Source organism: Streptomyces sp. 135, from assembly GCF_020026305.1.
Taxonomy (GTDB): domain Bacteria; phylum Actinomycetota; class Actinomycetes; order Streptomycetales; family Streptomycetaceae; genus Streptomyces.
Genome location: NZ_CP075691.1, coordinates 8,677,984 through 8,700,071 on the forward strand (window position 1 = coordinate 8,677,984; position 22,088 = coordinate 8,700,071).

A 22,088-nucleotide genomic window follows, 5' to 3' on the forward strand; every position below is an offset into this window, starting at 1 on the left:
TGAGTTGACGGGCGTCGCCGACTGGTCACAGGGACCGTAGAGGCCCCGACCGGGCAGGGGCAGGGACGAGTGAGCCAACTTTCCCCGGCGAACGGATGCGCAAGTGCGGTGCGGAGGTTGCCGGTCCGGCACCAAATGAACGGTGCGGGAACCTTTGAGGCCCGAGTGACACATGGCGTTCACAGCAAGGCGACAGTCGAGTGGCCCCCACCTGCGACGGTTCTGTCCGGCCAGGGCTCGCGCTGAGCGCGGCTGCGGGGTCGTGTGGGGTGAGGCAGGCTGGACGCATGGACAGTTCCGATGCCCCTGGGGCCAGGTCGCGCCGGTTTCCGCCGACGCCCCGGAGCGTGGCGTCGGCCCGGCGCTTCGTCGGGACCGCTCTGGAGGGAGCCCCGTCGGAGCTGGTCGACACCGCTCGGCTCCTGGTCGGCGAGCTGGTGACCAACGCGGTGCTGCACGCGCGCACCGAGGTCGAGGTGGCGGTCCTGCCTCGCGGCGGCGGCGCTCTCGTGAAGGTGAGGGATCTCTGTCCCGCGCGCGGCCTGGTGCCCCTCGGCGGCCGCCCGTACGCGGGCACGGGGCAGGGCCTGCGCATCGTCGAGGAGCTCGCGACCCGCCACGGGGTGGACGCCGACGGGCAGCGCAAGACGGCATGGTTCGAACTTCTGCCCGATGGCCGCGGGGGCCCCAGGGGCCCTGAGGGCCCCGATAGTGCTGGTGGTGCTGGTGGTGCTGGTGGTGCTGGTGGTGCTGGTGGTGCTGGTGGTGCGCCGTCGTCATCGCCTGGGTGGAAAGCCGCCGCGCCGCCCGCAGATCCCTGCAACCCCTGCACGACCGTGGACCTGGTGGACATGCCGCGCGACCTCTGCGCGGCCTCCGAACAGCACCGGCACGCACTGCTGCGCGAACTGGCGCTCGCCATGTCGGGAAGGGACGACCCCGAGGTGCGGCCGGCGGACCTGGCCACCGCTCACGACACGAACAACCTGGTCAGCGCGTGCCTGCGGGCCGCCCTCGAGGAACACCACCCTCAGACGAACATCCTTTCCTTGACCTTGTCAGTACCGGCAGATGCCGCCCCCGCGGTGAACACGCTGCGCCGTGTCCTCGCCGTGGCCGAGGACGCGGCCCGTGAGGAGCAGCTCCTCACCCTGCCCTCCCTGCCGCTCAACCGTCTCTTCCGCAAATGGGTGCTCGAACAGATCATCGGACAGCTCGACGGTGGCTCGGCCGCCCCCTGGACCCTGCTGATGGTTCCTCCGGAGCCGGGCCTCAGCACCTCGGAGCTGGTGCCGTGGGACGTGGGGCACCTGCGGACCAGCAGGGTGCCGACCATCGCCGCCGACGAGGCGAACCGCATCGTCGCGGCGAACGGACCGGCGGCGGACCTGCTCGGCTGGGACGCCGACGCGCTCATCGGGCAGAAGCTGACCGTGCTCATCCCCGAACACCTGCGCGAGCGCCACCTCTCGGCGTTCACCTCTCTGCTGCTCACCGGCGAGGCACGCATCCTGGGCCGCTCGGTGCCGCTGCCCGCTCAGCACCAGGACGGCCACCTCGTCCCCGTACGCCTCGTCATCCGGACCCAGGAGCTGACCGACGGCCGCACCGTGTTCGTGGCCCACCTCGTTCCCCGGGGAGCCACACCGGCCGACTCCGGAAGGAACCGGCTCACGGTCGCGCAGGAACTCCCCGCCGGACCCCAGCCGCCGGCCGCCCCGGAACGCGACCGGCTGCGCAGCGGTACGCGGACGGACATGTCGCCCCTCGAACGGCTCACCCTGCTGGCCGGCACCGGCAGTGCGCTGAGCAACACCCTCCACCTCGGCGCGGGACTCCAACGGGCGGGCCAGGTCATGACGGAACGCCTCGCCGACTGGTGCACGGTGGACCTGTTCGACGACGAGGCCCGCGTGGACCGGGTCTGCGTCGCCCACCGCGATCCGCCCCCGGGACTGCTCCCCGAGGAGTACGAGGGCAGACTCCCGCCGCTGGCCGAGGGCGCGAGGGGTCCGCTGGCCCGCGTACTGCGCGGCGCGGGACCGCTGCTGCTCACCGAGGTTCCCCCACCGAGCCCGGACGGGGACCCGCTGGACGTCCAGTACGCGGAGCTGTTCGAGCGGATGGGCGCGACGAGCGCCATCGTCGCGCCGCTCAGGGCGCGCCGGGAGATCTTCGGCGCCCTGACCGTCGCCCGTACGAGGGGGAGCCGCCCCTTCACCCAAGAGGATCTGTCCCTCGTCGACGACCTGGTCCGCACCCTCGCCCTCGGAGTGGACAGCGCCCGCCTCTACCAGGACACCCGGAACGTCGCCGAACGCCTGCAACGGGCGCTGCTGGCCAAGCTGCCTGAGGTGGAGCACCTGCCGATGGCCGCACGGTACGCGCCGTCCTCCACCACCGCGCAGGTGGGCGGCGACTGGTACGACAGCTTCGTCGTGGCGCACGGGACCGCGCTGGTCATCGGCGATGTCACCGGACACAATCTCGACGCGGCCATCGCCATGAGCCAGCTGCGCAGCATGCTCCGCGGTATCGCCATCGACCGGCAGGAACCTCCGGAAGCGGTCCTGCGCCGTCTGGACCTCGCCAACCACAGCCTGTACAAGGAAGCCACCGCCACCTGCTTCTACGGTCTGATCAAGGGCCCCGCCGAGGGGCCCTGGCAGCTGCACTACTCCTCCGCCGGGCATCCGCCGCCGCTGCTGACCACCGCCGAGGGAGAGACCCGCTTCCTCGAAGAAGGGGCGGGCCTGTTGCTCGGGGTGGACCCCGACATGCCGCGTCCCGACGCGACCGTCGAACTCCCGGCTCACTCGACCCTGTTGCTCTACACCGACGGCCTCATCGAACGCCGGGACGAAACCCTCGACGACTCCATGGCCCGGCTCGCCGAGCACACCGCCGCCCTGGCGGGTGACCCTCTCGACGTGTTCTGCGACGAACTCCTGATCCGCCTGGGCGCCGACAGCCCTGACGACCTCGCCATCCTCGCCGTCCGCCTCACACCTCGTTGAACGCCCTCATCAACACTTGTCAGAGGCATCCGCTAGCTTGCGGGCCATGGGAAACTCAGGCGGATCATTGACGACCCGGTCCACGGGGGAGCTGCACCAGCTCATGCGGGCAGCCGGGTTCACGGGCATGGACGACACGGCGGCGTTGGCGGAGAACTGGCAGGTGACGGAGTTCGCCGTGGCCGGACCGCACAGTCTGGCGAACCTCGTGCGGAGAACGGGGAGTCCGGCGGTCATGGTGTCCTTCCATGACAGCGACGTGGGATTCGTCGAGGCCCTCACGCCGGACGGCGGCAGCTGGGAAGGCCTGCTCAACCGCGAGATGGCGGAGAGCTACGAGATACCTCTGGAGCACTTCCCCCTCGAACCCGCCGTCGCCGGTGCACTCGCCTGGTCGGCCGCTGCCGGACTGACACCCGACGAGGAAGCCATCCGGCACACCCTCACCGGGTCGGCCCTGTTCGCGGAAGAACTCTCCTCGGCCTTGATGGTCGCCCTGGGGGTCCCCGGAGCAACGTAGCCCTCGCTCGCGCGAGGCCGAGGTGGGAAAGTCCGTGGCCCCTGCGGATCAAGGCGCCGTTTGCCATCGCGGCCATTGGCGCGCTCGCAGGCGGCCTGCTCGCCGAGTTCCTGGGGCGACACATCCGGAAGGGCACCGGCCGAGCCAGCGAAAGGGCAAAGGTGTGACACACGAGGATCAGCCTGCTCGCGCCCGGCAACAGCAGGCGCCGAAGCCGCTCAGCCTGTCCAGGAGTCATATGCGCTCGGGTGCCTGCGGCTCACCGGAGCACGACCGTGACGCCGCACCGTTCGAGGAGCCGCACGATGTCCTCGAAGTAGGAGAGCCCGTCCTCCGGATCCTCCACAACGTCCGCCAGCGCGCGGCGCGCGATCTCGGAGTCGTGCCAGGTCAAGGTGAAGGGAGGGGCCACTCCGAATCCACCGCCCAGGCAGTCCTTGAACGCGGTCCACCCCCGGCCGAAGTAGCGGCCGGGCCCGAGCAGGGCCTCGGCGATCGCGCAGTGCAGTCCGGCAACGTCCGTGACGAATCGGCCGTCGAGATGGTGCTCACCGCCGGACCGATCCGGCCGGGGCGCGGGCACCCTCCAGGCACGAGTGGTGAGGTCCAACCACGCGGCCCTGCCCTGCGAGTCGTACGGCGCCCACAGGTTGGGTTCGGTGGGCGGGCCCTGATACCACTCCGCCCAGATCGGGCGGGCTGCCGGCGATGGCCGATCGACACCACCATCGGTGAGGGGTGATGTCGACGAGAGCACCGCCGAGCACGGACGGTCGCGCTCCGGTGATGGCCAGGCCCACGGACCGGGAGGCCATCACGGCAGCATGACGATCCAGAACCAGGAGGTATGCCCAGTCCCGCTCCGACCGACGGGGTCGCCGCAGCGCCGCGAGCAGCGGCTCCGCGGGCTCGCAGCCGATCAGCTCCATCGGAGCGGGGGCCGGGTCCACACGCGCCTTGAACAGGCCGTCCACGCCGGAGCACCGGCCTGCACTCGCCGCAGCAGCCGTCGTTCCCGCGAAGAGCTCGAAGCGCGGCGTCGCAGGTAGTTCGAAGAAGCGCTCCTCGTTCCTTACGCCGGCGCCGAGCACGATGTCGTACCGTTCCGGATCGGCCGAGTGGGGCTGGTGGGCCAGCACGACCGCATCGACGAGAGTCCACCACTGCACGGGCTCCTCGTCGTCCCAGACCTCGACGCACACGTCGCCCAGACCTCGTAGTGAGACGTCGGGCTCAGCGAGTACCTCGCTCAGGAGACCGTCGGGGCGGCATCCGCGGAGGGTGAGCACCTCCCGTGGCGGCGGGACCGGGTCGACGAAAAAACCTTCGACACCCGCGCACCTCCCCCAGAGCTGTCCCACGCCGTCTTCGTCTTCCTGAACCAGGAGGAACTTCACCGGAAAACCCCGGTCCCACGTGGCGTGATCTGCGATGCGCACCCAACCTCCGAACATGTGAGCGGCCTTTGCGCCTAAGATACGGACCCGCCTGGCCCGGGGAGGACAGAGGGTAGTTGCTCGCCCTCGACCATGTCTCGTCGGCGGCGCTCAGATCGCGCAGGGGGTGTTGAGCGGTTCGTGGCCGTCCATCGCGACCCAGCACCGGTCGCGGAACACCGTGTCCGGAAGCGAAGCGCATCACTACATCCGCCCGGGGCAAGTGACACGAGTGGCAGGCGTCGCTCGGCGGGCGGACGCTGAGACCACAGGTGAATGAACAGCCCGTCAGCGTGCGGGCGCAATGATGAACCTTTGGAGGTGGACATGGACGACGAGGACATCGCGGCCTTCACCACACTCGCGGACCCCTCCGTATACGTGGTCACCGCGGCGGCGGACGGACAGCGGGCCGGCTGCCTGGTCGGCTTCGCCAGCCAATGCTCACTGGACCCCGTCCGCTTCGCCGTGTGGCTCTCCAAGGCCAACCACACCTACCGCCTCGCCCTGGCAGCGCACACCCTGACGGTCCACCTGCTGCCGCGGGACCGACATGACCTCGCCGCACGCTTCGGCTCCCGTTGCAGCGCGGAGACCGACAAGTTCGAGGGCCTCGCGTGGCACGAAGGACCGGAGGAGGCTCTCGTCCTGACCGATGCCCTCGCGTGGTTCACCGGGCGGATCCATGACCGGTACGACGGCGGCGACCACGTCGCCTTCGTCCTCGATCCGATCGCCGCCGCCCACGCCAAGGAGACCGCGGACGACCAGGGCAACCAGGCCGCACTCACGCTGCACGACGCGAGCGACATCACCGCCGGTCACCCGGCCTGACACCCCCCCGGGCGGGGTGGCCTACGGCGGCCTCCACGCGTCCGACGGCAAGCTGTCCCCAAGACGATGTCAGGCCGGCCATCACGTCAAGGGCGATGGACGCGGCGCACACGGGCGATTCATCGACGGAGAGAGTCCTTCACGGCCATGATCACAGCCGTCACCGTGGCCCTGCTCTTCCACGGCGCGATGTACGCCCCGCAGGCGGCGTTCTTCTCCGAAATGTTCGCCACCCGCATGCGCTGCAAACCGCCCTCCCAGGAGTCGAACGCCCGGCCGGCGCTCCCGTCTGCGGCCACGAGGCCCAGAGGCGAAGCCCTGGACCAGGCGCAGCACGGTGAGCAACAGGGGAGCGGCCGAGCCGACGGTGGCGTGGGTGGGGAGCAGGCCGATCAGGAAGGTCGCGCCGCCCGTCATCAGCAGGCTGTGCACCCGGAGTTTCTTGCGGCCCAGCCGGTCACGTGCCGACCAGGGGGTCGGAGTCGGGGAAGAAGAGCTTGTTGAACACGAGTGCGGCGGCGGCGCCGTAGAGGAAGAAGTCGTACCACTCGATGGTGGTGCCGATGAGGCCGGCGGCCACGATCTTCTTGAGGCCTGTGGGGGCCGGGGGTTGCGCGGGGAACGGGGACGACATGTGAAGCACCACTTTCGGGACGGTGGCCGAAGTTGGTCGGCGCACGGATCGGATCAGGTTCGTGACCGTGTGCTGTGGCAGTCGAAGCTGTGTGCCGAGGCGGGATCGCCGTGCCCGCGGTATCTCGGCCAGGAGGGGTAGGCGCACAGCGGCCGCGTACGGGCGTTACCGGCGGGGCTGGTGTCGGTGACGACGGGCCGTGCGGGCGCCTGGCCGCCTTGCGTCCAGGTCTCCAGCGCGCTCAGCGAGTCGTAGCTCGCCGCGAAGGACGCGTCCACGTTGACGTGGTTCGCGCCGGGGATGAGGTAGAGCCGGGCGAAGGAGCCGGTGGCACGTGGGCCCAGACGTTTCTGGACGCGCCGGAAGTACTCGACGGTGGAGCGGTGGCTGACGAGTTCGTCCGCGGTGCCGTGCAGCAGGAGGAGTTTTCCGCCTGCCTCGGCGAAGCGGCGCAGGTCGGCTGACGCCGACCTCGGCGTCTCGACGTGACGGGTCACCCGATGACGCACACATTCGTCCAACTCCCCGGCAGTCACCACCTCTTCGAGCAAGGAGAACCATGGCTTCCCCACTCCCCGCCCGGAAACGTCATCACGTGAGCCGCCCCATCGGCACGGTCCTCGCAGCCCTGACCCTGCTGGCAGTGGGCGGCGGCACGGGCACCACCGCGGCCGGGGCGACGACCTCGACCTGCCCGTCGGTCGACGGCCAGTGGGCCGCGCCCGGCCCGTTCGCCGTCAGTTCCGCCTCCAACGGCCGAGGCACGACCGTCTTCCGACCGACCTGGGGACCTCGGGCTGCACCACGCACCCGGTCATCCTGTGGAACAACGGAGCCCGCTCCGGTCTCGACCGGTACGCCCCCCCTGCTGAACCACCTCGCCTCGCACGGCTTCATCGTCGCCGCGGCGGAGGGCAACGCGGGCACCGGAGGGCCCATGCTGCAAGGACTGGACTACCTGACAACCGAGAACGGCCGGGCGGGCAGCGCCTACCAGGGCAAGGTCGACCTGGCCAACGTGGGCGCCACCGGCCATTCTTTCGGCGGCGGAGCGGCGGTCGACGCCGGTGCCGATCCCCGGGTGGACACCATCGCGCCGATCTACCCCCTGGCGTTCAGCAGCGGCAGCCGCGTACGGGGGCCCGCCGTGTTCTACGCCGGTCAGAACGACACCATCGTGTCGCCCTCGACGGTCCGCAGGACCTACGGTCAGGCCACCCAGGTGCCCGCCATCTACGCCGAACAACGCGGCGCCGATCACTACGGGATCCCCGGCCTGCACGGCCCGATCACCGCGTGGTTCCGCTTCCACCTCATGCGCGACGAGCAGGCCCGCAGCCTGTACTTCGGCCCTGACTGCGGTTACTGCTCGTCTTCGTACTGGTCGGCCTTCGAACGCAATCCCCGGGCCAAGGCCGTCCCCGGTCTCTGACCGAACCTCCGGGCGCGTAGTTCACAACCCACCTAGCTGACGACACGACACACCACCCACACTGCCAGCCACCCCCGCCGACACCCCGACACCCTCAAGGACGGATCAGCAAGCGGTGGCGGGAACTCGCACGGCGGCCAGCACCGGCAGGTGATCCGTGGCCGCGCGCAGATCCTGTTCCCGAACCCCGGGCAGGCCCATCGGCACTCCGCACCCCAGTACCTGCACCCCCGGTGTGGCGAAGACGGCGTCGATGCGCTGCAGCGGATCGCCCAGCCGGGTGGTGTGCTCCCGCCCCCACGGTTTCGTCCCCCAGCCGTCTTGGAGTGCGTTGCTGAGCAGGCCGAAGGTGCGGCCGTCGGGGCGGTCGTTGAAGTCGCCCCCGACGACGGCGTACGGCTCCCCGAGGGCGGACAGCCTCTCCAGCAGCAACTCGCCCTGCGTATAGCGCTCCTGGTCGTCAATACTCAGGTGACAGCTCAGGACCCCGAGCCGGGCCCGGCCGAACCGCAGCACGGCGGTCGAGAAGCCACGTTGATGCAGCCCCGGGGTGCGGGGCAGCAGGATGTCCTCGGTGCGCTCCACGTGGGCACGGAGCGAGGAGAGGATCATCGGGCCGGAGGCGGTGGCGCCGCCCGAGACGTACACGAGCCCGCTGCTCCGCGCGAGACGGGTGGCGGCCTTGCGCCAGCGGAAGAACCGTGGCGCCTCCTGCACGCAGACGACATCGGGCCGACAGGCCCGGATCACCCGAGCGAGGGCGGCGACGTCGTCCCGCATGGAGCGGACGTTGTAACTGAGCACGCGCACGATCGCGCATCCGTCTCGCTCCGTCGTCGAATCGGGCAGGTCCTGCACGCTGTTCGTCTCCATACGTCTCATTCTCGCCGCGACGGCGAGGTACGAGACGGCGATCGCGCAGGTCGTGCAGGCTGGGCTCGAAGCGGGCGCGGCGGCGGACGAGCGTATCGGCTAGGCGATGGCCGAGATCGACCACCGCTGCGAAGGCCCACCCGTGCACGTCGACAGCTGCACCCGGTCGTTCGTGTTCCTGGCCAGGCACGTGCCCGTCACCGAGTTCTTGATCAGCGCACCCAACGTGTCGTTCTTCTGCACCGACCAGTACGCCGCCGCGTCATCGGCCAGGCACGGCTTCATCGCGATCAGCCCGCTCCGCGCCGTGAGGCACGACCCCGTCGCCTTCTGACGCAGCGCCGTGTACGCGATGCTGTCGTCCCAGTACCAGGTCTGGTAGTCGCCGTAGTTACAGCCGAAGACATACGGCCCGTAGTCCGCCCGGTAGTCCAGACATTTCCCGGAGTGCGGCATGCCCTCGAACGCCGACCTCGAAGCCGCCGCACTGGCCGACGTCGCGTTCAGCCCGATCGTCATCCCGGCAACTGCAAGGATCACGGCCAACCTCTGCCACACCATGAGACCCCCCGCCCGGCAAGACCGGGACGAATAGAGTTGAGCGAGTGCATGACAGTAGGAGTCTCCCGCAGTGCGAGGTTCGTGCGCCAGTACGGAGCAGCCGGCAATACCCGGTTCGTGTACGTACCTGACCCAGGCCGTCCCGCTCTTCTTGACTGGCTGCAGAACTGGTACGCGCGGCAGTGCGACGGTGACTGGGAACACGAGTGGAGCGTGGAGATCGCTCCCTGACTCTGCGGCTGTCGTCCACGGCCGGGCGGTGCCCGGCACGGCCCGGGCGAGCGACCGCCGAGCCCGCCGCGGCTTCGTCAGCGGCTCAGCGCGGCTGAGGCATGGCCATCCCTCGGAGCAGGACCTGCGTGGCCTCCCACAAAGTGTTCTCCAGGTCGAACGGCGACCTGGCCAGGGTCCAGCGGAGCACCATGCCGTCGATCATGGACGCGAACGCCAGGGCGGCAGTGTGTGTGTCGGGTGCGTCCGGGCCGGCACCGTTCATCTGGGCCAGCAGAGTCGCGATGTGCTCGACGAACTGTTCGTGATGGGAGTCGAAGCAGGCGCGGATGTCGGGGATGGTGCGGCCCAGGGCGAGCAGTTCCAGGGCCAGGGGAGCCCGGTCGGGATTCTTCGTCAGGTCGCCGGCGAACGCGCGCACCAGATGCTGCAAGCGGTCGGCGGCCGGTGTCTCGCCGGCCATCGCGGCCTGCATGGCGTCGGCTTCGTGGGTGAGCATCTGATGGACGAGGCCGGTCGCCAGCTCCTCCTTGCTCTTGAAGTACCAGTACAGCCCCCCTTTGCTCACTCCCGCGGCCTTCACCACATCGTCCATGCGGGCGTTGTGGTACCCCTGCCGCGCGAAGACCGCGGCAGCCGCCTCGAAGATCTGGGTTTTCCGGGCCGCGACACGATCCTCGTCAACTGCCATGAACATTCGTCCTTCGTGACCTGCTGAGTCTCCGACCGGAAGACATGGAAGCGGGGATCGTTTCCATTACCGCCAAAAGTATCACTAGACCGGCTGGTCGGTCTAGTGCCATACTCGACTCGACCGACCAGTCAGTCGAGTAAGGAGCGGCGTATGTCCCCCCGTAGGCAGCCAGGGAAGCGCGGCCACGGCCCGTCCCTCCTGTACCGGCTCGGAACCTGGTGTGCCACGCACGTGTGGAAGGTCCTGGCCGTCTGGCTGGTGGTGCTGGTGGCGGGAGGGTTGCTGGTTCCGAAGTTCACCGACAGCCTCACGGGCTCCTCCCTGAAGGTGAGCGGCTCGGAGTCGGCCCGGGCGGAGGAGGTGATGAAGGAGGACTTCGACAGCGCCGTCACCGAGGACGTCGTGGTGGTCTTCGACTCCTCCACCCGCTCGGTGAAGGACGCCGCGTTCCGGGACGTCGTCCAGCGCGGCATCGCGGAGCTGCGCGAGCAGCCCGGCGTCGCCGGCGTCGAGGACCCGTACGCACCCGGTGGTGAGGCGCAGATCGCCCCCGACGGCCGCACCGCCATCGTCCTTGCGGGACTGACCGGGGACGAGCGTGACCGGCAGGGCAACGCCCCGGACATCCAGCAGGCGTTGGACGGCATCCAGGGTGACGGCGTCGACGTCATGCTGACCGGCTCCAGCGCGCTGAACGCCGCCGTGGTCGAGCAGGAAGACAAGGACCTCGCCCGGGCCGAGTCCATCGGCGTGCCCATCGCCCTGGTCGTCCTTCTGATCGCGTTCGGCACCCTGGTGGCGGCCGGCCTGCCGATCCTGCTGGGCGTGGCCGCTCTGATGACGTCGTTCGGCGTGCTGGGCGCGCTCAGCTATCTGACGAGCTTCGACACCTTCGTCCAAGCCGTCGTCACCATGCTGGGCCTGGCACTGGGCATCGACTACTGCCTGTTCATCGTCACCCGCCAGCGCGAGGAGCTCCAGGCGCGGCCCGACCGCCCGATCGCGCAGACGGTCGGCGCCACCATGGCCAGCGCCGGCAAGGCGGTGCTGTTCTCCGGCTTCACCGTACTGATCTCGGTCGCGGGTCTGCTCCTGGTGCGCGCCCCCGTGTTCCGGTCCATGGCCTTCGGCGTGATGGTGGCCGTCGCCGTGATGCTCACGGTGGCGATGACCCTGCTGCCGGCCGTGCTCGGCCTGTGCGGCACGAAGATCAACCGGCTGGCCGTGCCCGGCCTGCGACGCGCGGTCAGCCACCCCGACCCGGAGCACTCGATCTGGGCCCGCTGGACCAAGCTGGTGCTACGGCGACCGCTGCTGATCGGCGGTGCCGCCGTCCTGGCGCTGGGCGCGGCCGCCATTCCGGTCACCGGTCTGAAGCTGGGCTTCGACGTCGGGGCCAGTGCCGTCGCCGACGCGCCGGCGGGCACGGGGTATCACCTCGTCTCCGAGAAGTTCGCTCCGGGCGCCGCCACACCCATCCAGGTCGTCGTCACCAAGAAGGAGGGCTCCTTCGACGACGGAGACCTCGCCGCGATGGACCGGCTCGCCACCCGGATCGAGGGCCACAAGCAGGTCGACAGCGTCCTGTCGGTCACGGGTCTGCTCAAGGAACGGACCGGACGCAGTGACGTCAGCGCCCTGAAGGCGGCCCTGGCCGAGGACGGGGGCTCGCTGGACCGGATCGTCAACTCCCGTGCGGACGCCGCCATCCTCACCGTCTTCTCGAAGGCGGCACCGGATGCGGACGAGGCCATCGACCTGGTGCACTGGATCCGTGACACCGCCGCTCCGGGCGCGGAGAACTCCGCCGGCGGACTGGCCGTCGCCACCGGCGGGTTGACGGCGCAGACCGTCGACGTCGCGGGCGAGATCGACCGCTCGACCCCCTGGGTGCTGAGCGCCATCCTCGGTCTGTCCTTCGTGCTGCTCCTGCTCGCCTTCCGGAGCCTGCTGCTGGCGCTGAGCGCGATCGTGATGAACCTGCTGTCCGTCGGCGCCGCCTTCGGTCTGCTCACCTGGGTCTTCCAGGAAGGCGCGGGGGAGTCGCTGCTCGACTTCACCAGCCGCGGCTTCATCCAGGCGTATCTGCCGCTGCTGACCTTCGTGGTGCTCTTCGGACTGTCCATGGACTACGAGGTGTTCATCATCTCCCGCATGAAGGAGGAGTGGGACCGCACCCGGGACAACACCCGCGCCGTCACCGTCGGCACCGTCCACACGGCAAAGGTCATCACCGCGGCCGCCGCCATCATGGTGGTCGTCTTCGCCGCCTTCATGATCACCAAGGTGGTCGAGGTGAAACAGATGGGCTTCGCCCTGGCCGCCGCGGTGCTGGTCGACGCCACCCTGATCCGCGTCGTCGTCGTCCCCGCCGCCATGCGCCTGGCGGGCGATGCCAACTGGTGGTTGCCGGGCTGGCTGGACCGCGTCCTCCCGCGCGTCGACCTCACCGAAGGCCCCGGCCCGGCCCCGGCCGGCAAGGGCGGCGACCCGGCGGTACCCGCTCCCGCGCAAGCAACGGGGGCATCCGGCACACCTGGGGCATCCTCCAGCAGCTGACCGCAAGCCTTGCGTACACCAGGAGCTGACATCTCTGACTTACTGCCGACGCCGACCCGGCGGTGGCTTGGCTTGGTCTGCCTGACCGCGGCACTGCTGATCATCGGGCTGGAAGTCACGGTCCTGACGGTCGCGTTGCCGACCCTGGCCACCGCCGTCGGCGCCTCCACCTCCGAATTGCAGTGGATCACCAACGCCTTCACCCTGCCGTTCGCCGCGCTGCTGCTGCCCTCGACGGCACTGGGCACCCGAGGTCGCAAGCCACTTCTGATGACCGGTCTGGCGCTCTTCGCGGCAGGCTCCGCCGTCGCCGTGCAGGCCGACAGCGCGAGTGCCCTCATCGCCTCCCGGGCCCTCATGGGGGCCGGTGCGGCGGCGGCCGTACCGCACGCCCTGTCGCTCGCACCGAGCCTGGCGTCACCGGCGGGCCGACAGGCGGCAGCCGCGTCGGCCTCGGCGGGTTTCGCCCTCGGTCTGCCACTCGGTCCCGTGGTCGGTGGCTGGCTGCTGGTGACCTTCGGATGGCAGTCGATCTTCGTGGTCAACGTCGTGGTGATTCTCGCGGCCTTGACCGGAGTCGCCCTGGTGGTCCCCGAGCCACGCCGGCGTCGCGTCGAACCCGTGGACGCCGTCTGCACGGTACTCGTCCTGACCGGGACCTCGGCTCTCGCGTACGCGGTGACCGAGTCGACCGTACGGGGCTGGGCCCACCCGGTGATCCTGCCCGTGTTCCTCACCGGTGCGGCGCTGCTGTCCGCGATGGTCATCCGGCTGATCCGCACACGGTCACCGCTGGCCGACGCCGCCCTGTGGCGTCACCGGCGATTCACCTGGTCGATCTGCACGCTGTCCTGCATCACGCTGCTGCTGCTCGCGCTGCTGTTCATGATCCCCCAGTACCTGCAACAGGTGCAGGGATACGACGCCTGGGCCAGCGGCCTGCGTCTGATGCCCATGATGGCCGGGCTTGCCCTGGGGGCCGTCGCCGGGGGCCGTCTCGCGACCGTCGTCGACGCCAAGTGGACGCTCGTCCTCGGCATGCTGCTGTGGTCGCTCGGCCTCGGGTGGATCGGGCAACTGAGCCACGGCAGTTCCTATCCGGCTGCCGCCGGCGCTCTGGTCACCACCGGCCTCGCGCTCGGATTCACCCTGCCCACCGCGCTCGGAGCGCTCACCAGCTCGCTGGCGCCCGAGAAGGCCACGACCGCGCACGCCCTCGCCGACGCCTGTCGGCAGATCGCCGCAGCCCTCGGCATCGCCGTGCTCGGCAGCGTCCTGAACGCCACCTACCGGAGGGAGTTGCGTGCGGAGGCGCCCGCCGGCCTGGCCGACGGGGTGGTGGACGAGGCCCGTCGGAGCATCGCCGGCGCCGCCGATGCCGCCGCCACCCTGCCCGCACGCGAGGGCGAGGACCTGGTCACCCTCGCCCAGCACGCCTTCGTCGCCGGGATGACGACCACGGCCCGGATCGGCGCGACCATGACCGTCGTCCTGACCCTGCTCCTCGTGGTGTGTATGCCCACCGTCCGGCGTGAGCCGATCCGCGCTGCCTGAGAAGCGGACACAGGGAAAGGCGGCGCCCCCACGATTTCCGCTCACGCGGTGGGGCCGCCGCCGACAACTCCGCTGGACTCACCGCGCGCTGACGCGCGCCCGCACCCCCGGACTCGGCCGGAGGTTCACCAACAGCTCCGGCGTCACCTCCGCGCCCTGCGGCAGCAGGTCGAACGCCAGGCGCTGATGGAGCACCACGGTGAGCAGGTGCCCCTCCATCATCGCCAGATGGCTGCCCGGACAGACGTTCCCGCCCGTTCCGAAGGGGAGGTAGGCGCCCTTGGGCAGTGCCTTCTCCCGTTCCCGGCTGAAGCGATCGGGGTCGAAGCGCTCCGGATCGACGAACACGTCGGGATTCCGGTGGAGGCTGAAGGCATTGAGGAAGACCATGGTCCCGGCAGGAACGGCGTACCCGCCGACCACCGTGTCCTTGATCGCCTGCCGGGGAATCACCGCCGCCGGCGGGTAAAGCCGCATCGCCTCCTTGAACACCTGCAAGCAGTACGGCAGGTGGGGCAGGTCCTCGAAGCGCACCGACCTCTCGCCCAGGACCGTGTCGATCTCGTGCCGCACCCGCTTGAGGACCCCGGGGTGCCGGGCCAGCAGATAGAGCGTCCAGGCCTGCGCGTCGGCCGACGTCTCCTGGGCCGCGCCCCACGCGGTCAGCACCTCGTCGAGCAGCAGCTCCCCGCACATCGGGGTGCCGTCCTCGTAACGGGACGCCATCAGATCGCCCAGAATGTCCTCAGGGAGCTCGGCGCCGCCCTCCGCGGCCTCCTGCCGCTCCCGGATGAACTGGGCGATCCACGTACGGATCCCGGTCATCGCCCGCCGCGCCCGCCGGTTGCGGGGCACGGGCACCCACAGAGGCAGCGCCGCCGGACTGGTGATGGCGTACATCTCCCACTCGAACGCCTCGGTGATGGCGTCCGCCAGGGCCCGGTTGTCCCGGCTGGAGGCGGTGAAGAGGAGCCGGCTGACGATGTCCATCGTCAGCGTGTTCATCTCCGCCACCAGGTCTACGTCGACGCCCTCGCGCCAGCGCTCCGCCACGCTCTCCGCCGTCGATACGATGGCCTCCGCATGGCGGGACATGCGGCGCGGCGAGAAGTGCGGCAGCACCAACCGCCGCTGTCTCCTGTGCAGTTCACCCTCGCTGGTGAGCAGGCCGTTGCCCATCAGCGGGGTGAGGGCGCGCGTCTGCCGCTTGCCCCGGCCGAACCCATCGGCGTTCTCGATCAGTACGTCGCGGGCAGCGGCCGGCGTGGAGACGGTGACGGCCAGGCTTCCGCCGATCCGGAAGCCCATCACGCCGTCCGAGGCAGAGGCGATCCGGTGCAGGGTGGCGATGGTGTCGGCCTGGAGTGCCGTGGCGTGTCCGAGCAGCCCACCACCGGGCGCCATGGGCAACCGACGAGGGCGGGACGACTGCCGGTCTCGTGACGGAACCACGGTCGTCATGTCGACACTTCCTTCAACGGCGAGCGCTCCAGCAGCGTCCCCGCCTTCTTGTGGGCCCGGGCCTCCCGCAACAAGCGGCGCAGCGAGAACGTCAGGCCCGGGCTCTCGGTCAACCGGTAGGCGGAACCCTCCGGCAGGCCGGCCACCAGACGGGCATGGGCCTGCGGGAAGCTGTGATAAGGCAGTCCGGGCATCAAGTGGTGCAGGGCGTGCAGCCGCAGTCCCACCGGAGCCCACAACTCACCCAGCAGCCGGGCCCGCGAGTGGTTCACGGTGTCCATCATCTGCTCCACGATGCTCATCTCGTCCTCGTCACCGAGGTAACGGTGCGCGGCCAGCAGACGCAGCGAGTTGAGCAACGCGACCGTGACGAACAGCGCGTACCACTGCGCCAGTCGCGCCGGCGGCACCACACCCACCGCCAGCAGGGTCGCGGCCGTCGCGATCCAGGCCAGACAGAGCAGCTCCTGGCCGCGCCACAGCCACTTCTCCTCGTCGGTGGGCTGCCGCCCCCGGTACTCGAAGTCGAGCTTCAGGGCCGAGGCATTGCTGTACAGGTACTCCCGGATTCTCGGCACGAACCACGACAGCGGCGTGAGCACGGCGAACCGGTACGGGCCGAAGAACGGCAGGAACAGCGGCGTGATCAGCAGCCCCACGATGTTCGACGGCGCCATCCGCGCCAGTGGCAGATACTCGGCGTCCTGCGCGGTGCCGTACAGCTTGCGGTTGTGGTGCTCGCCGTGGCACTCGTACAGGAAGACCGGCACCATCATGGGAATCCCGAACACCGCGTTCCACCACATGCGGAACGGGCCGAAACTCTTCTTCGCCCTGAAGTGCGCGATCTCATGGATGAATGCGAAACAGCGATACGTGGCCAGGACCGAGACCAAGAACGCCGCCACCCCCGCCACCGTGAGCCCGCCCAGTGGCCGAACCACCCAGAACGCCACGCCCGCCAGCAGCACGCTGAGGGTGAAATCGGTCCAGTAGACCGCCATCCGCGGGCGGAACAGCCCGCGCAGAAGGTCGTGCGCCTCCTTCACGGAGAACCGCTCCATCGCGCTGACCATCTCCGGTTCCCACGGGATCGCCGTCTTCCGCGTCTGCCCCCCGGTCGTCATCAGGCGCCTCCCTGCCGGCGTCGCCGCAGCGCCCGACGCACCTTGCGCACCCGGGTGTCGGCGATGTCCAGGAGCGTTCCCAGCGATGTGATGGCGACGAGCATCGGGCCGGAACCCGCCGGTATCACGGGGCGGTACTCGGTTCCGGTCACCTGCATGAACTCGGGCTCCTTGATGGCGGGCAGGGTCAGATCCGCCCGCTCCATCCGGTGCACGTACGGCAGCCGCCAGATGCCGGGGAGGGCGGCGTGCGCGCGCATGCCCGCCTTGGTCGGAGGCAGCTTCTCGCCGTTCTCCAGCCGCCAGAGGGCGCGCCGCTCCAGGCCCTCGTGCCACTTCTCCACCAGCCCCGCGACCCGGTGCGGATCCAGGCGGTGCCAGGGCGCGGACTGAGACAGGAACAACCGGCGCTCCAGCCCCGCCCGCAGCCGCGCGTGCTCCACGCTCTCCTCGTCGGTGCGGCCGCCCGTCTCGGTCAGCCAGCGCGAGATGCGGAACCGTCCCAGCAGTGCGGCCCCGAAGACCATGTAGTCCAGGAGGTGGTCCATGATGAAGAAGCGGCTGTCGGCGAGGGCCGGACCGTACTTCGAACGCACCATCGAGCGGATGATGCGCCAGTCCGCCGTGGCGGCACGGTTGACGTGGTCGAGGTAGTCCATGTCCAGCCGGCCCTGCTGGACGTCGCGCTGGGCGATGTTCGCCAGATGCCAGGCGGTTGCCATGGACAGGCTGATGCCCTGGCTGTAGAAGGCGTCGATCATCGAGGAGGCGTCGCCGACCATGGCGTAGCGCTTGGGGGAGATGAAGGTGTTGGTCATGCGCTGGACGTCCCGGTAGGCGCTGAACTCCAGGACGTTCTCCTCCTGGAGCCAGTCCAGCAGCGGGTAGCGGCGCAGGACCTTCCAGAAGACCTCGCGGGCGTTGCCCTCCTCCGGAGGACGCTGCTGACTGTAGGTGATGCCGACGCTGATGCGGTCGTCCTTCAGCCGGATGAGCCAGATCCAGTACCCGTCGCCCCACAGGTGCACGGTGGTGTGCTCGCGCTCGGTCACCTCCCCGTCGGGGAAGGCGAACTTCCAGCGCTCGTCGAACATGTCCTGGGTGCAGTGGGAGAACTGGGCCCAGGCCGCCGTCGTGGAGAATCCGTCCTCCAAGGGGATGTCATGGCCGAAACGGCGGGCCAGCAGACGGGTGCGGCCGGTGCAGTCGGTGATCCAGCGGGCCGAGATCTTGCCGCCGCGGTCCTTGTCCCGGGAACTCCAGTGCAGGGTGTGGTCGTTGCCGTCCTCACCGAGGGTGATGTCCCGGACCAGACCGCAGTCCATGAACCTCAACCCCGGGGTGGAGCGGGCGCGTTCGCGCAGCACCGCCTCGATCTCGGGACGGACGATCTGGGCGTCCTTGAACATGGTGCGGTGGAAGAGGGGATCCTCGATCTTCTCGATCCAGCGCGCGGGCAGCGCGCTCTGGAAGCCCCATTCGGAAACCGATGCGTCGAAACTGGTGCGGCCCTCAAGGCCGTGCACCATCCAGAACCCCTTCTTGCCGAAGGACTTCTCCAACGACTCGTCGAGCTCGCCCAGGGACCGCAGGAAAGCGTTGGAGTACACCAGCAGGGACTCACCGACCTTGTAACTGGCCTGCTGCTTCTCCGTCGGCTGGTCGATGCAGACCACCGACAGGCCACGCTTGGCCAGTGCGATGGCGCTGATCAGGCCGACGACACCGTGGCCGACGACGCAGACATCGGCGCGCACATCGTCGTTCCGCGCCGCTTCGTCCTGTTCACCGGCGGGTGCGACGGCTCGGACACCGGAGCGGGCGCGGGAGACGGGCTTGGGGGTGGTCTTGTCGGAATTGGGCACCGGGTTCTCCTCAGTCCGCGATTCGGGGGGCCAGACGGGCGAAGCGTCGCGCCACACGACGGTGCCGATGGGCGAAGAGCTGCTGCACGGTCCGGCGGTAGACCGGGGTCATCGGCCGCAGGTGCGGCTTGAGCACATACGTCAGGCGGTCGGAGAGGACCGTGCCGCCCTCCTTGCCCTCGATGACCCGCTCATGGATCCACGCATGCGCCGACGCCATCCGGGACACCTCCAGGAAGCGCCGGCCCTCCTCGCGCTCGGCGATGACGACATCGTCGTAGTCGTACGGCAGCAGCCGGCCCAGCAGGATCCAGGAGCGACCCAGCGGCTGCCCGAGCGGCACCCGCGCCAGCGACGGCGTGCCGATCCCCTGCATCCGCTTGGGCAGGGTCATACGCATCATGGGGGAGAGTTCCGCGTTGATGCCGACGACCTCGGTGGCCCCCTGCCACACCTGGGCCGGATCGGCGCCGGGCAGGAACGTGGAGCGGTACACCTGCTGCCAGCGGGAGTCGGGAACGCGCTCCAGGTCGGGATAGTAGGCGAGCACCGACGGGGCGGGGCGGTGGGACGATCGTGGCGCGGTCGTCGCCGGTGCCCGACCGGCGTCGTCGAACGTGTCATGCATGAGAGCCTCCCTGCCGCTGGTGATCGGTATCCGTCGGCAGGTACAGCCGGTAGCCCAGCTTCCGGGCCTCGTCCCGGAGCATGCGCACCAGATCGACGGAGAGCTTGTCGCCGTGACTGACGACGGGGTCGTGAAGGCGGTGGGCGAGGACCATCGTCTCGGCGGTGCAGGCGTACGTCACACCGCTGGGGACGCCGAAGTCGACTCCGAGGTCCCGGCCGCCGGGCAACTGGACGAGACCGCCCGCGACCACCCGCAGATCGGGTCGGGCCGCCTTGAGCCGCGGGCCCACGTTCGGCGGCTGCGACACGTCGCACACCGCGGCGTCCCGCCGCACCAGCTCCGGCTGGATCAGCTGGTCCGGCGTCGACGTGGCGGCCAGGACCAGATCCCCCGCCGGCAGGACGGCCTCGGCGTCCACGGACGCGGTCAGCAGCCCCTGCTCGACGAGATCCGCCGCGATGGCACGGGCGCTCGCGCCGGAGGACGCCCGGGTGCGCACCGACCGGGCCAGCGCACCCGCGTGGGGCGCGTCGTCGGCCTCCATCAGGTGCCCGACCACGGACTCCAGCGCGGCAGCCAGCCGGCGCTCACTGCGCGCCCGGTGGGCGGGGTTGCCCACCAGCACCAGCCGGCCGACCTTCTCCGAAAGGAGCAGGCTGGACGCCAGGCCGATCGCGCCGGCACCGCCGAGCACCACACAGCACGCCTCGCCCAGCTCGATGTCCTGCTGCCGTGCCGCCTCCTCCAGACCGTCCACCGCGGCCGCCACGGTGTAGGCGTTGCCGGTGGTCACCGGAACCGGTACGTCCCGCAGCGCCGTGGCGTTCGCCGTGATGACCGAGGTGTAGGCGCCGAGGCCCACCAGCTGCGCGCCGCGTGCCACGGCGTCGTCGACGGCCTCCTGCACCAGCGCCGTGGACTGCGCGCTCGGCATGTCCAGCAGCCGCTGTGCCCCGTAGGGCAGCGCGAAGACCTCACCGTAGGAGCTCTCCCCGGTGTCGGTCTCCACCCGGCACCGGCCGACCAGCATGGCGGCGGCGGTGTCCACGTTGCGGCACTGGTTCATCCGGTCGAACAGCACCCGCACCTGCTCGCCGGGGAGTCCGAGGCGGCCGTCGTAACTCTCGTAGCTCGCCAGGTCCGTGGGATGGGCGATGAACGCCCAGCGCGGCTCGCCCTCACGCGGCCGCAGCCGCGTGGGACGCGGCGCGGCGGACGCGTCCTCCTCGGGGGACGCAGCGGGCGCGGGCCGTTCCGAGGCGGGCAGGAGGTGGGCGAAGAACCGTGCGCTGTCCCCGCGTTCGATCACATCCAGGCCCCGGTCGAGTGCGCCCAGCAGAGTGTCGCAGTCGGCCTCGGTGACGTTCAGCGGAGGCTCGACCCGCAGCACGCTGTTGGCGAAGTACGCGGGCGCCAGGCGGATGCCCTCGTTGCGCAGCAGATAGCCGCACAGGAACCCGGCCAGTCCCTCCTGATCGGCCAGCGAACGGAACAGGCCCTGCCGCGCGTGGAGGTCGGGGTCGTCGGAGAGCTGTACGCCGAGCAGCAGCCCCTGGCCACGTACGTCCGCGACCAGCTCCGGATGCCGGGAGGCCACCTCGCGCAACCCGGCCAGAAGGTGATCGCCGCGCCGTGCCACCTGCCGGACCAGCGCCTGGTCGTCGGCGGTGAGCAGTTCGACGGCGCCCACGCCGACCCGGGAGCAGAAGGCGTTGCCGCCGAAGGTCGAGGTGTGCCGGAGGCCGAAGTCCTCGGTGAGGCTGTCCTGCCCGAACACCACGGCACCGATCGGCACCATGCCGCCGCCGAGCGCCTTGGCCAGCGGCATGATGTCCGGGACCACGTCGTGGTGCTCGCACGCGAACAGGCGCCCGGTGCGCCCGAGTCCGGTCTGCACCTCGTCGACGATCAACTTGGCGCCGTACCGGGTGCACAGTTCACGCGCGGTGGCGAGGTAGCCCGGCGGGGCCGGAACGATGCCGCCTTCGCCCTGGACCGGCTCGACGATGAATGCGGCGATGTCCTCGGGATGCTCGCCGAAGATCTGCCGGAGGGCTTCGGGGTCTCCGAAAGCGATGTGGTGGAAGCCGGCCGAGGGCGCGCCGAAGGGGGTCTGGTAGCGGGGCCGCCCCGTGGCGGACAGGGCGCCGAGGGTCTTGCCGTGGAAGGAGTTGCGCGTCGAGACCACCAGACGGCGGCCGGTGGCGGCGCGGGCGAGCTTGAGGGCGGCCTCGACCGCTTCCGCGCCGCTGTTGCACTGCCACACCTGGTCGAGATGGCCGGGTGCCACGGCGGCCAGCCGCTCCGCGAGCAACGCGGACGCGCCGAGGACCGAGGGCAGGGTGATGCTGGGTTCCCCCGAGTCCCGCACGGCGGATATCGCCTTCCACATCTCCGGCGGGTTGTGCCCGAAGGGCAGGGCACCGTAGGCGCCCGCGAAGTCCAGGTACTCGTTGCCGGCGCCGTCGTAGAGCCTGGTGCCCTGGCCCCGTACGTAGTGCACGTCGATGCCGAGGCCGTCGAGCATGCGGGCGATGTAGGGGTTGGCGTGACGGCGGTAGCGCTCGGCGGTCTCGTCCCGGGCCGCGACGCTGCTCAGCCGGGCCCGCAGCGCGGCACGTTTCTCTTCGGCGGTGCTGGTCAGTGGGGTCGAAGCCAC

The 22,088-nt window shown here is 70.1% G+C and carries 19 protein-coding genes and 1 pseudogene; 7 read left to right on the forward strand and 13 right to left on the reverse strand.

What is annotated here, in order from left to right; all coding sequences use genetic code 11:
- Positions 1-287: 287 nt before the first annotated feature.
- Positions 288-3,017 (forward strand): SpoIIE family protein phosphatase, encoded by a 2,730-nt coding sequence (locus tag KKZ08_RS37805; RefSeq protein WP_223778740.1) that lies wholly within the window; start codon positions 288-290, stop codon positions 3,015-3,017.
- Positions 3,018-3,063: 46 nt separating this feature from the next.
- Positions 3,064-3,537, forward strand: a complete 474-nt coding sequence (locus tag KKZ08_RS37810; protein ID WP_223778741.1) for a hypothetical protein — start codon at positions 3,064-3,066, stop codon at positions 3,535-3,537.
- A 259-nt stretch (positions 3,538-3,796) separates the two neighbouring features.
- Here the strand turns inward: KKZ08_RS37810 and KKZ08_RS37815 are convergent, their stop codons facing one another.
- Complete coding sequence (locus KKZ08_RS37815) at positions 3,797-4,120, reverse strand: barstar family protein (RefSeq protein ID WP_223778742.1); 324 nt, start codon at positions 4,118-4,120, stop codon at positions 3,797-3,799.
- Entirely contained in the window at positions 4,086-4,976 is an 891-nt protein-coding gene (locus KKZ08_RS37820; RefSeq protein ID WP_223778743.1) for a hypothetical protein, read from the reverse strand. Before KKZ08_RS37820 ends, KKZ08_RS37815 begins: the two co-directional genes overlap by 35 nt.
- A 324-nt stretch (positions 4,977-5,300) precedes the next feature.
- Between KKZ08_RS37820 and KKZ08_RS37825 the strand changes: the two genes are divergently transcribed.
- Positions 5,301-5,807, forward strand: a complete 507-nt coding sequence (locus tag KKZ08_RS37825) for a flavin reductase family protein (protein ID WP_223778744.1) — start codon at positions 5,301-5,303, stop codon at positions 5,805-5,807.
- Positions 5,808-5,926: 119 nt separating this feature from the next.
- Here the strand turns inward: KKZ08_RS37825 and KKZ08_RS37830 are convergent, their stop codons facing one another.
- The 3 genes and pseudogenes from KKZ08_RS37830 to KKZ08_RS37840 all read right to left on the reverse strand — a co-directional run bounded on the left by KKZ08_RS37830 (position 5,927) and on the right by KKZ08_RS37840 (position 6,938).
- Positions 5,927-6,106, reverse strand: a complete 180-nt coding sequence (locus KKZ08_RS37830; protein WP_223779391.1) for a hypothetical protein — start codon at positions 6,104-6,106, stop codon at positions 5,927-5,929.
- Between the two features lie 10 nt (positions 6,107-6,116).
- Positions 6,117-6,441, reverse strand: a pseudogene (locus tag KKZ08_RS37835) (MFS transporter); the annotation flags it as partial.
- Between the two features lie 53 nt (positions 6,442-6,494).
- Entirely contained in the window at positions 6,495-6,938 is a 444-nt protein-coding gene (locus KKZ08_RS37840) for a tannase/feruloyl esterase family alpha/beta hydrolase (protein ID WP_223778745.1), read from the reverse strand.
- A 98-nt stretch (positions 6,939-7,036) separates the two neighbouring features.
- Between KKZ08_RS37840 and KKZ08_RS37845 the strand changes: the two genes are divergently transcribed.
- Positions 7,037-7,873 carry an acetylxylan esterase gene (locus KKZ08_RS37845; protein ID WP_223778746.1) on the forward strand — a complete coding sequence of 279 codons (837 nt, stop codon included), beginning with the start codon at positions 7,037-7,039 and terminating at the stop codon, positions 7,871-7,873.
- A gap of 105 nt (positions 7,874-7,978) precedes the next feature.
- On the opposite strand, the gene KKZ08_RS37850 is transcribed toward KKZ08_RS37845, so the two are convergent.
- Positions 7,979-8,755 (reverse strand): endonuclease/exonuclease/phosphatase family protein, encoded by a 777-nt coding sequence (locus KKZ08_RS37850; protein WP_223778747.1) that lies wholly within the window; start codon positions 8,753-8,755, stop codon positions 7,979-7,981.
- Between the two features lie 90 nt (positions 8,756-8,845).
- A complete protein-coding gene (locus KKZ08_RS37855) occupies positions 8,846-9,265 on the reverse strand; it encodes an RICIN domain-containing protein (RefSeq protein ID WP_223778748.1) in 420 nt (139 codons plus the stop codon).
- A gap of 90 nt (positions 9,266-9,355) precedes the next feature.
- Here KKZ08_RS37855 and KKZ08_RS37860 point away from each other — a divergent pair, with 90 nt between their 5' ends.
- Positions 9,356-9,538, forward strand: coding sequence for an Imm53 family immunity protein (locus tag KKZ08_RS37860; RefSeq protein ID WP_223778749.1), 183 nt, complete (start codon positions 9,356-9,358; stop codon positions 9,536-9,538).
- A gap of 85 nt (positions 9,539-9,623) precedes the next feature.
- Here KKZ08_RS37860 and KKZ08_RS37865 read toward each other — a convergent pair whose 3' ends face one another.
- Positions 9,624-10,229, reverse strand: a complete 606-nt coding sequence (locus tag KKZ08_RS37865; protein WP_223778750.1) for a TetR/AcrR family transcriptional regulator — start codon at positions 10,227-10,229, stop codon at positions 9,624-9,626.
- A gap of 153 nt (positions 10,230-10,382) precedes the next feature.
- On the opposite strand from KKZ08_RS37865, the gene KKZ08_RS37870 reads away from it, so the two are divergent.
- Together KKZ08_RS37870 and KKZ08_RS37875 are read left to right on the forward strand one after the other, a co-directional pair.
- Positions 10,383-12,791 (forward strand): MMPL family transporter, encoded by a 2,409-nt coding sequence (locus tag KKZ08_RS37870; protein ID WP_223778751.1) that lies wholly within the window; start codon positions 10,383-10,385, stop codon positions 12,789-12,791.
- A 72-nt stretch (positions 12,792-12,863) separates the two neighbouring features.
- Positions 12,864-14,345 (forward strand): MFS transporter, encoded by a 1,482-nt coding sequence (locus tag KKZ08_RS37875; protein ID WP_223778752.1) that lies wholly within the window; start codon positions 12,864-12,866, stop codon positions 14,343-14,345.
- Between the two features lie 78 nt (positions 14,346-14,423).
- On the opposite strand, the gene KKZ08_RS37880 is transcribed toward KKZ08_RS37875, so the two are convergent.
- From KKZ08_RS37880 to KKZ08_RS37900, 5 genes are all read right to left on the reverse strand, one after another.
- Positions 14,424-15,806 (reverse strand): cytochrome P450, encoded by a 1,383-nt coding sequence (locus tag KKZ08_RS37880; protein ID WP_223778753.1) that lies wholly within the window; start codon positions 15,804-15,806, stop codon positions 14,424-14,426.
- A complete protein-coding gene (locus tag KKZ08_RS37885; protein ID WP_223778754.1) occupies positions 15,803-16,855 on the reverse strand; it encodes a fatty acid desaturase in 1,053 nt (350 codons plus the stop codon). Before KKZ08_RS37885 ends, KKZ08_RS37880 begins: the two co-directional genes overlap by 4 nt.
- Positions 16,856-16,932: 77 nt before the next feature.
- On the reverse strand, positions 16,933-18,798 hold the full coding sequence (locus KKZ08_RS37890; RefSeq protein WP_223778755.1) for an FAD-dependent oxidoreductase: 1,866 nt from the start codon (positions 18,796-18,798) through the stop codon (positions 16,933-16,935).
- A 10-nt stretch (positions 18,799-18,808) separates the two neighbouring features.
- Positions 18,809-19,426, reverse strand: a complete 618-nt coding sequence (locus KKZ08_RS37895; protein ID WP_223778756.1) for a hypothetical protein — start codon at positions 19,424-19,426, stop codon at positions 18,809-18,811.
- Positions 19,419-22,088 (reverse strand): aminotransferase class III-fold pyridoxal phosphate-dependent enzyme, encoded by a 2,670-nt coding sequence (locus tag KKZ08_RS37900; protein WP_223778757.1) that lies wholly within the window; start codon positions 22,086-22,088, stop codon positions 19,419-19,421. Before KKZ08_RS37900 ends, KKZ08_RS37895 begins: the two co-directional genes overlap by 8 nt.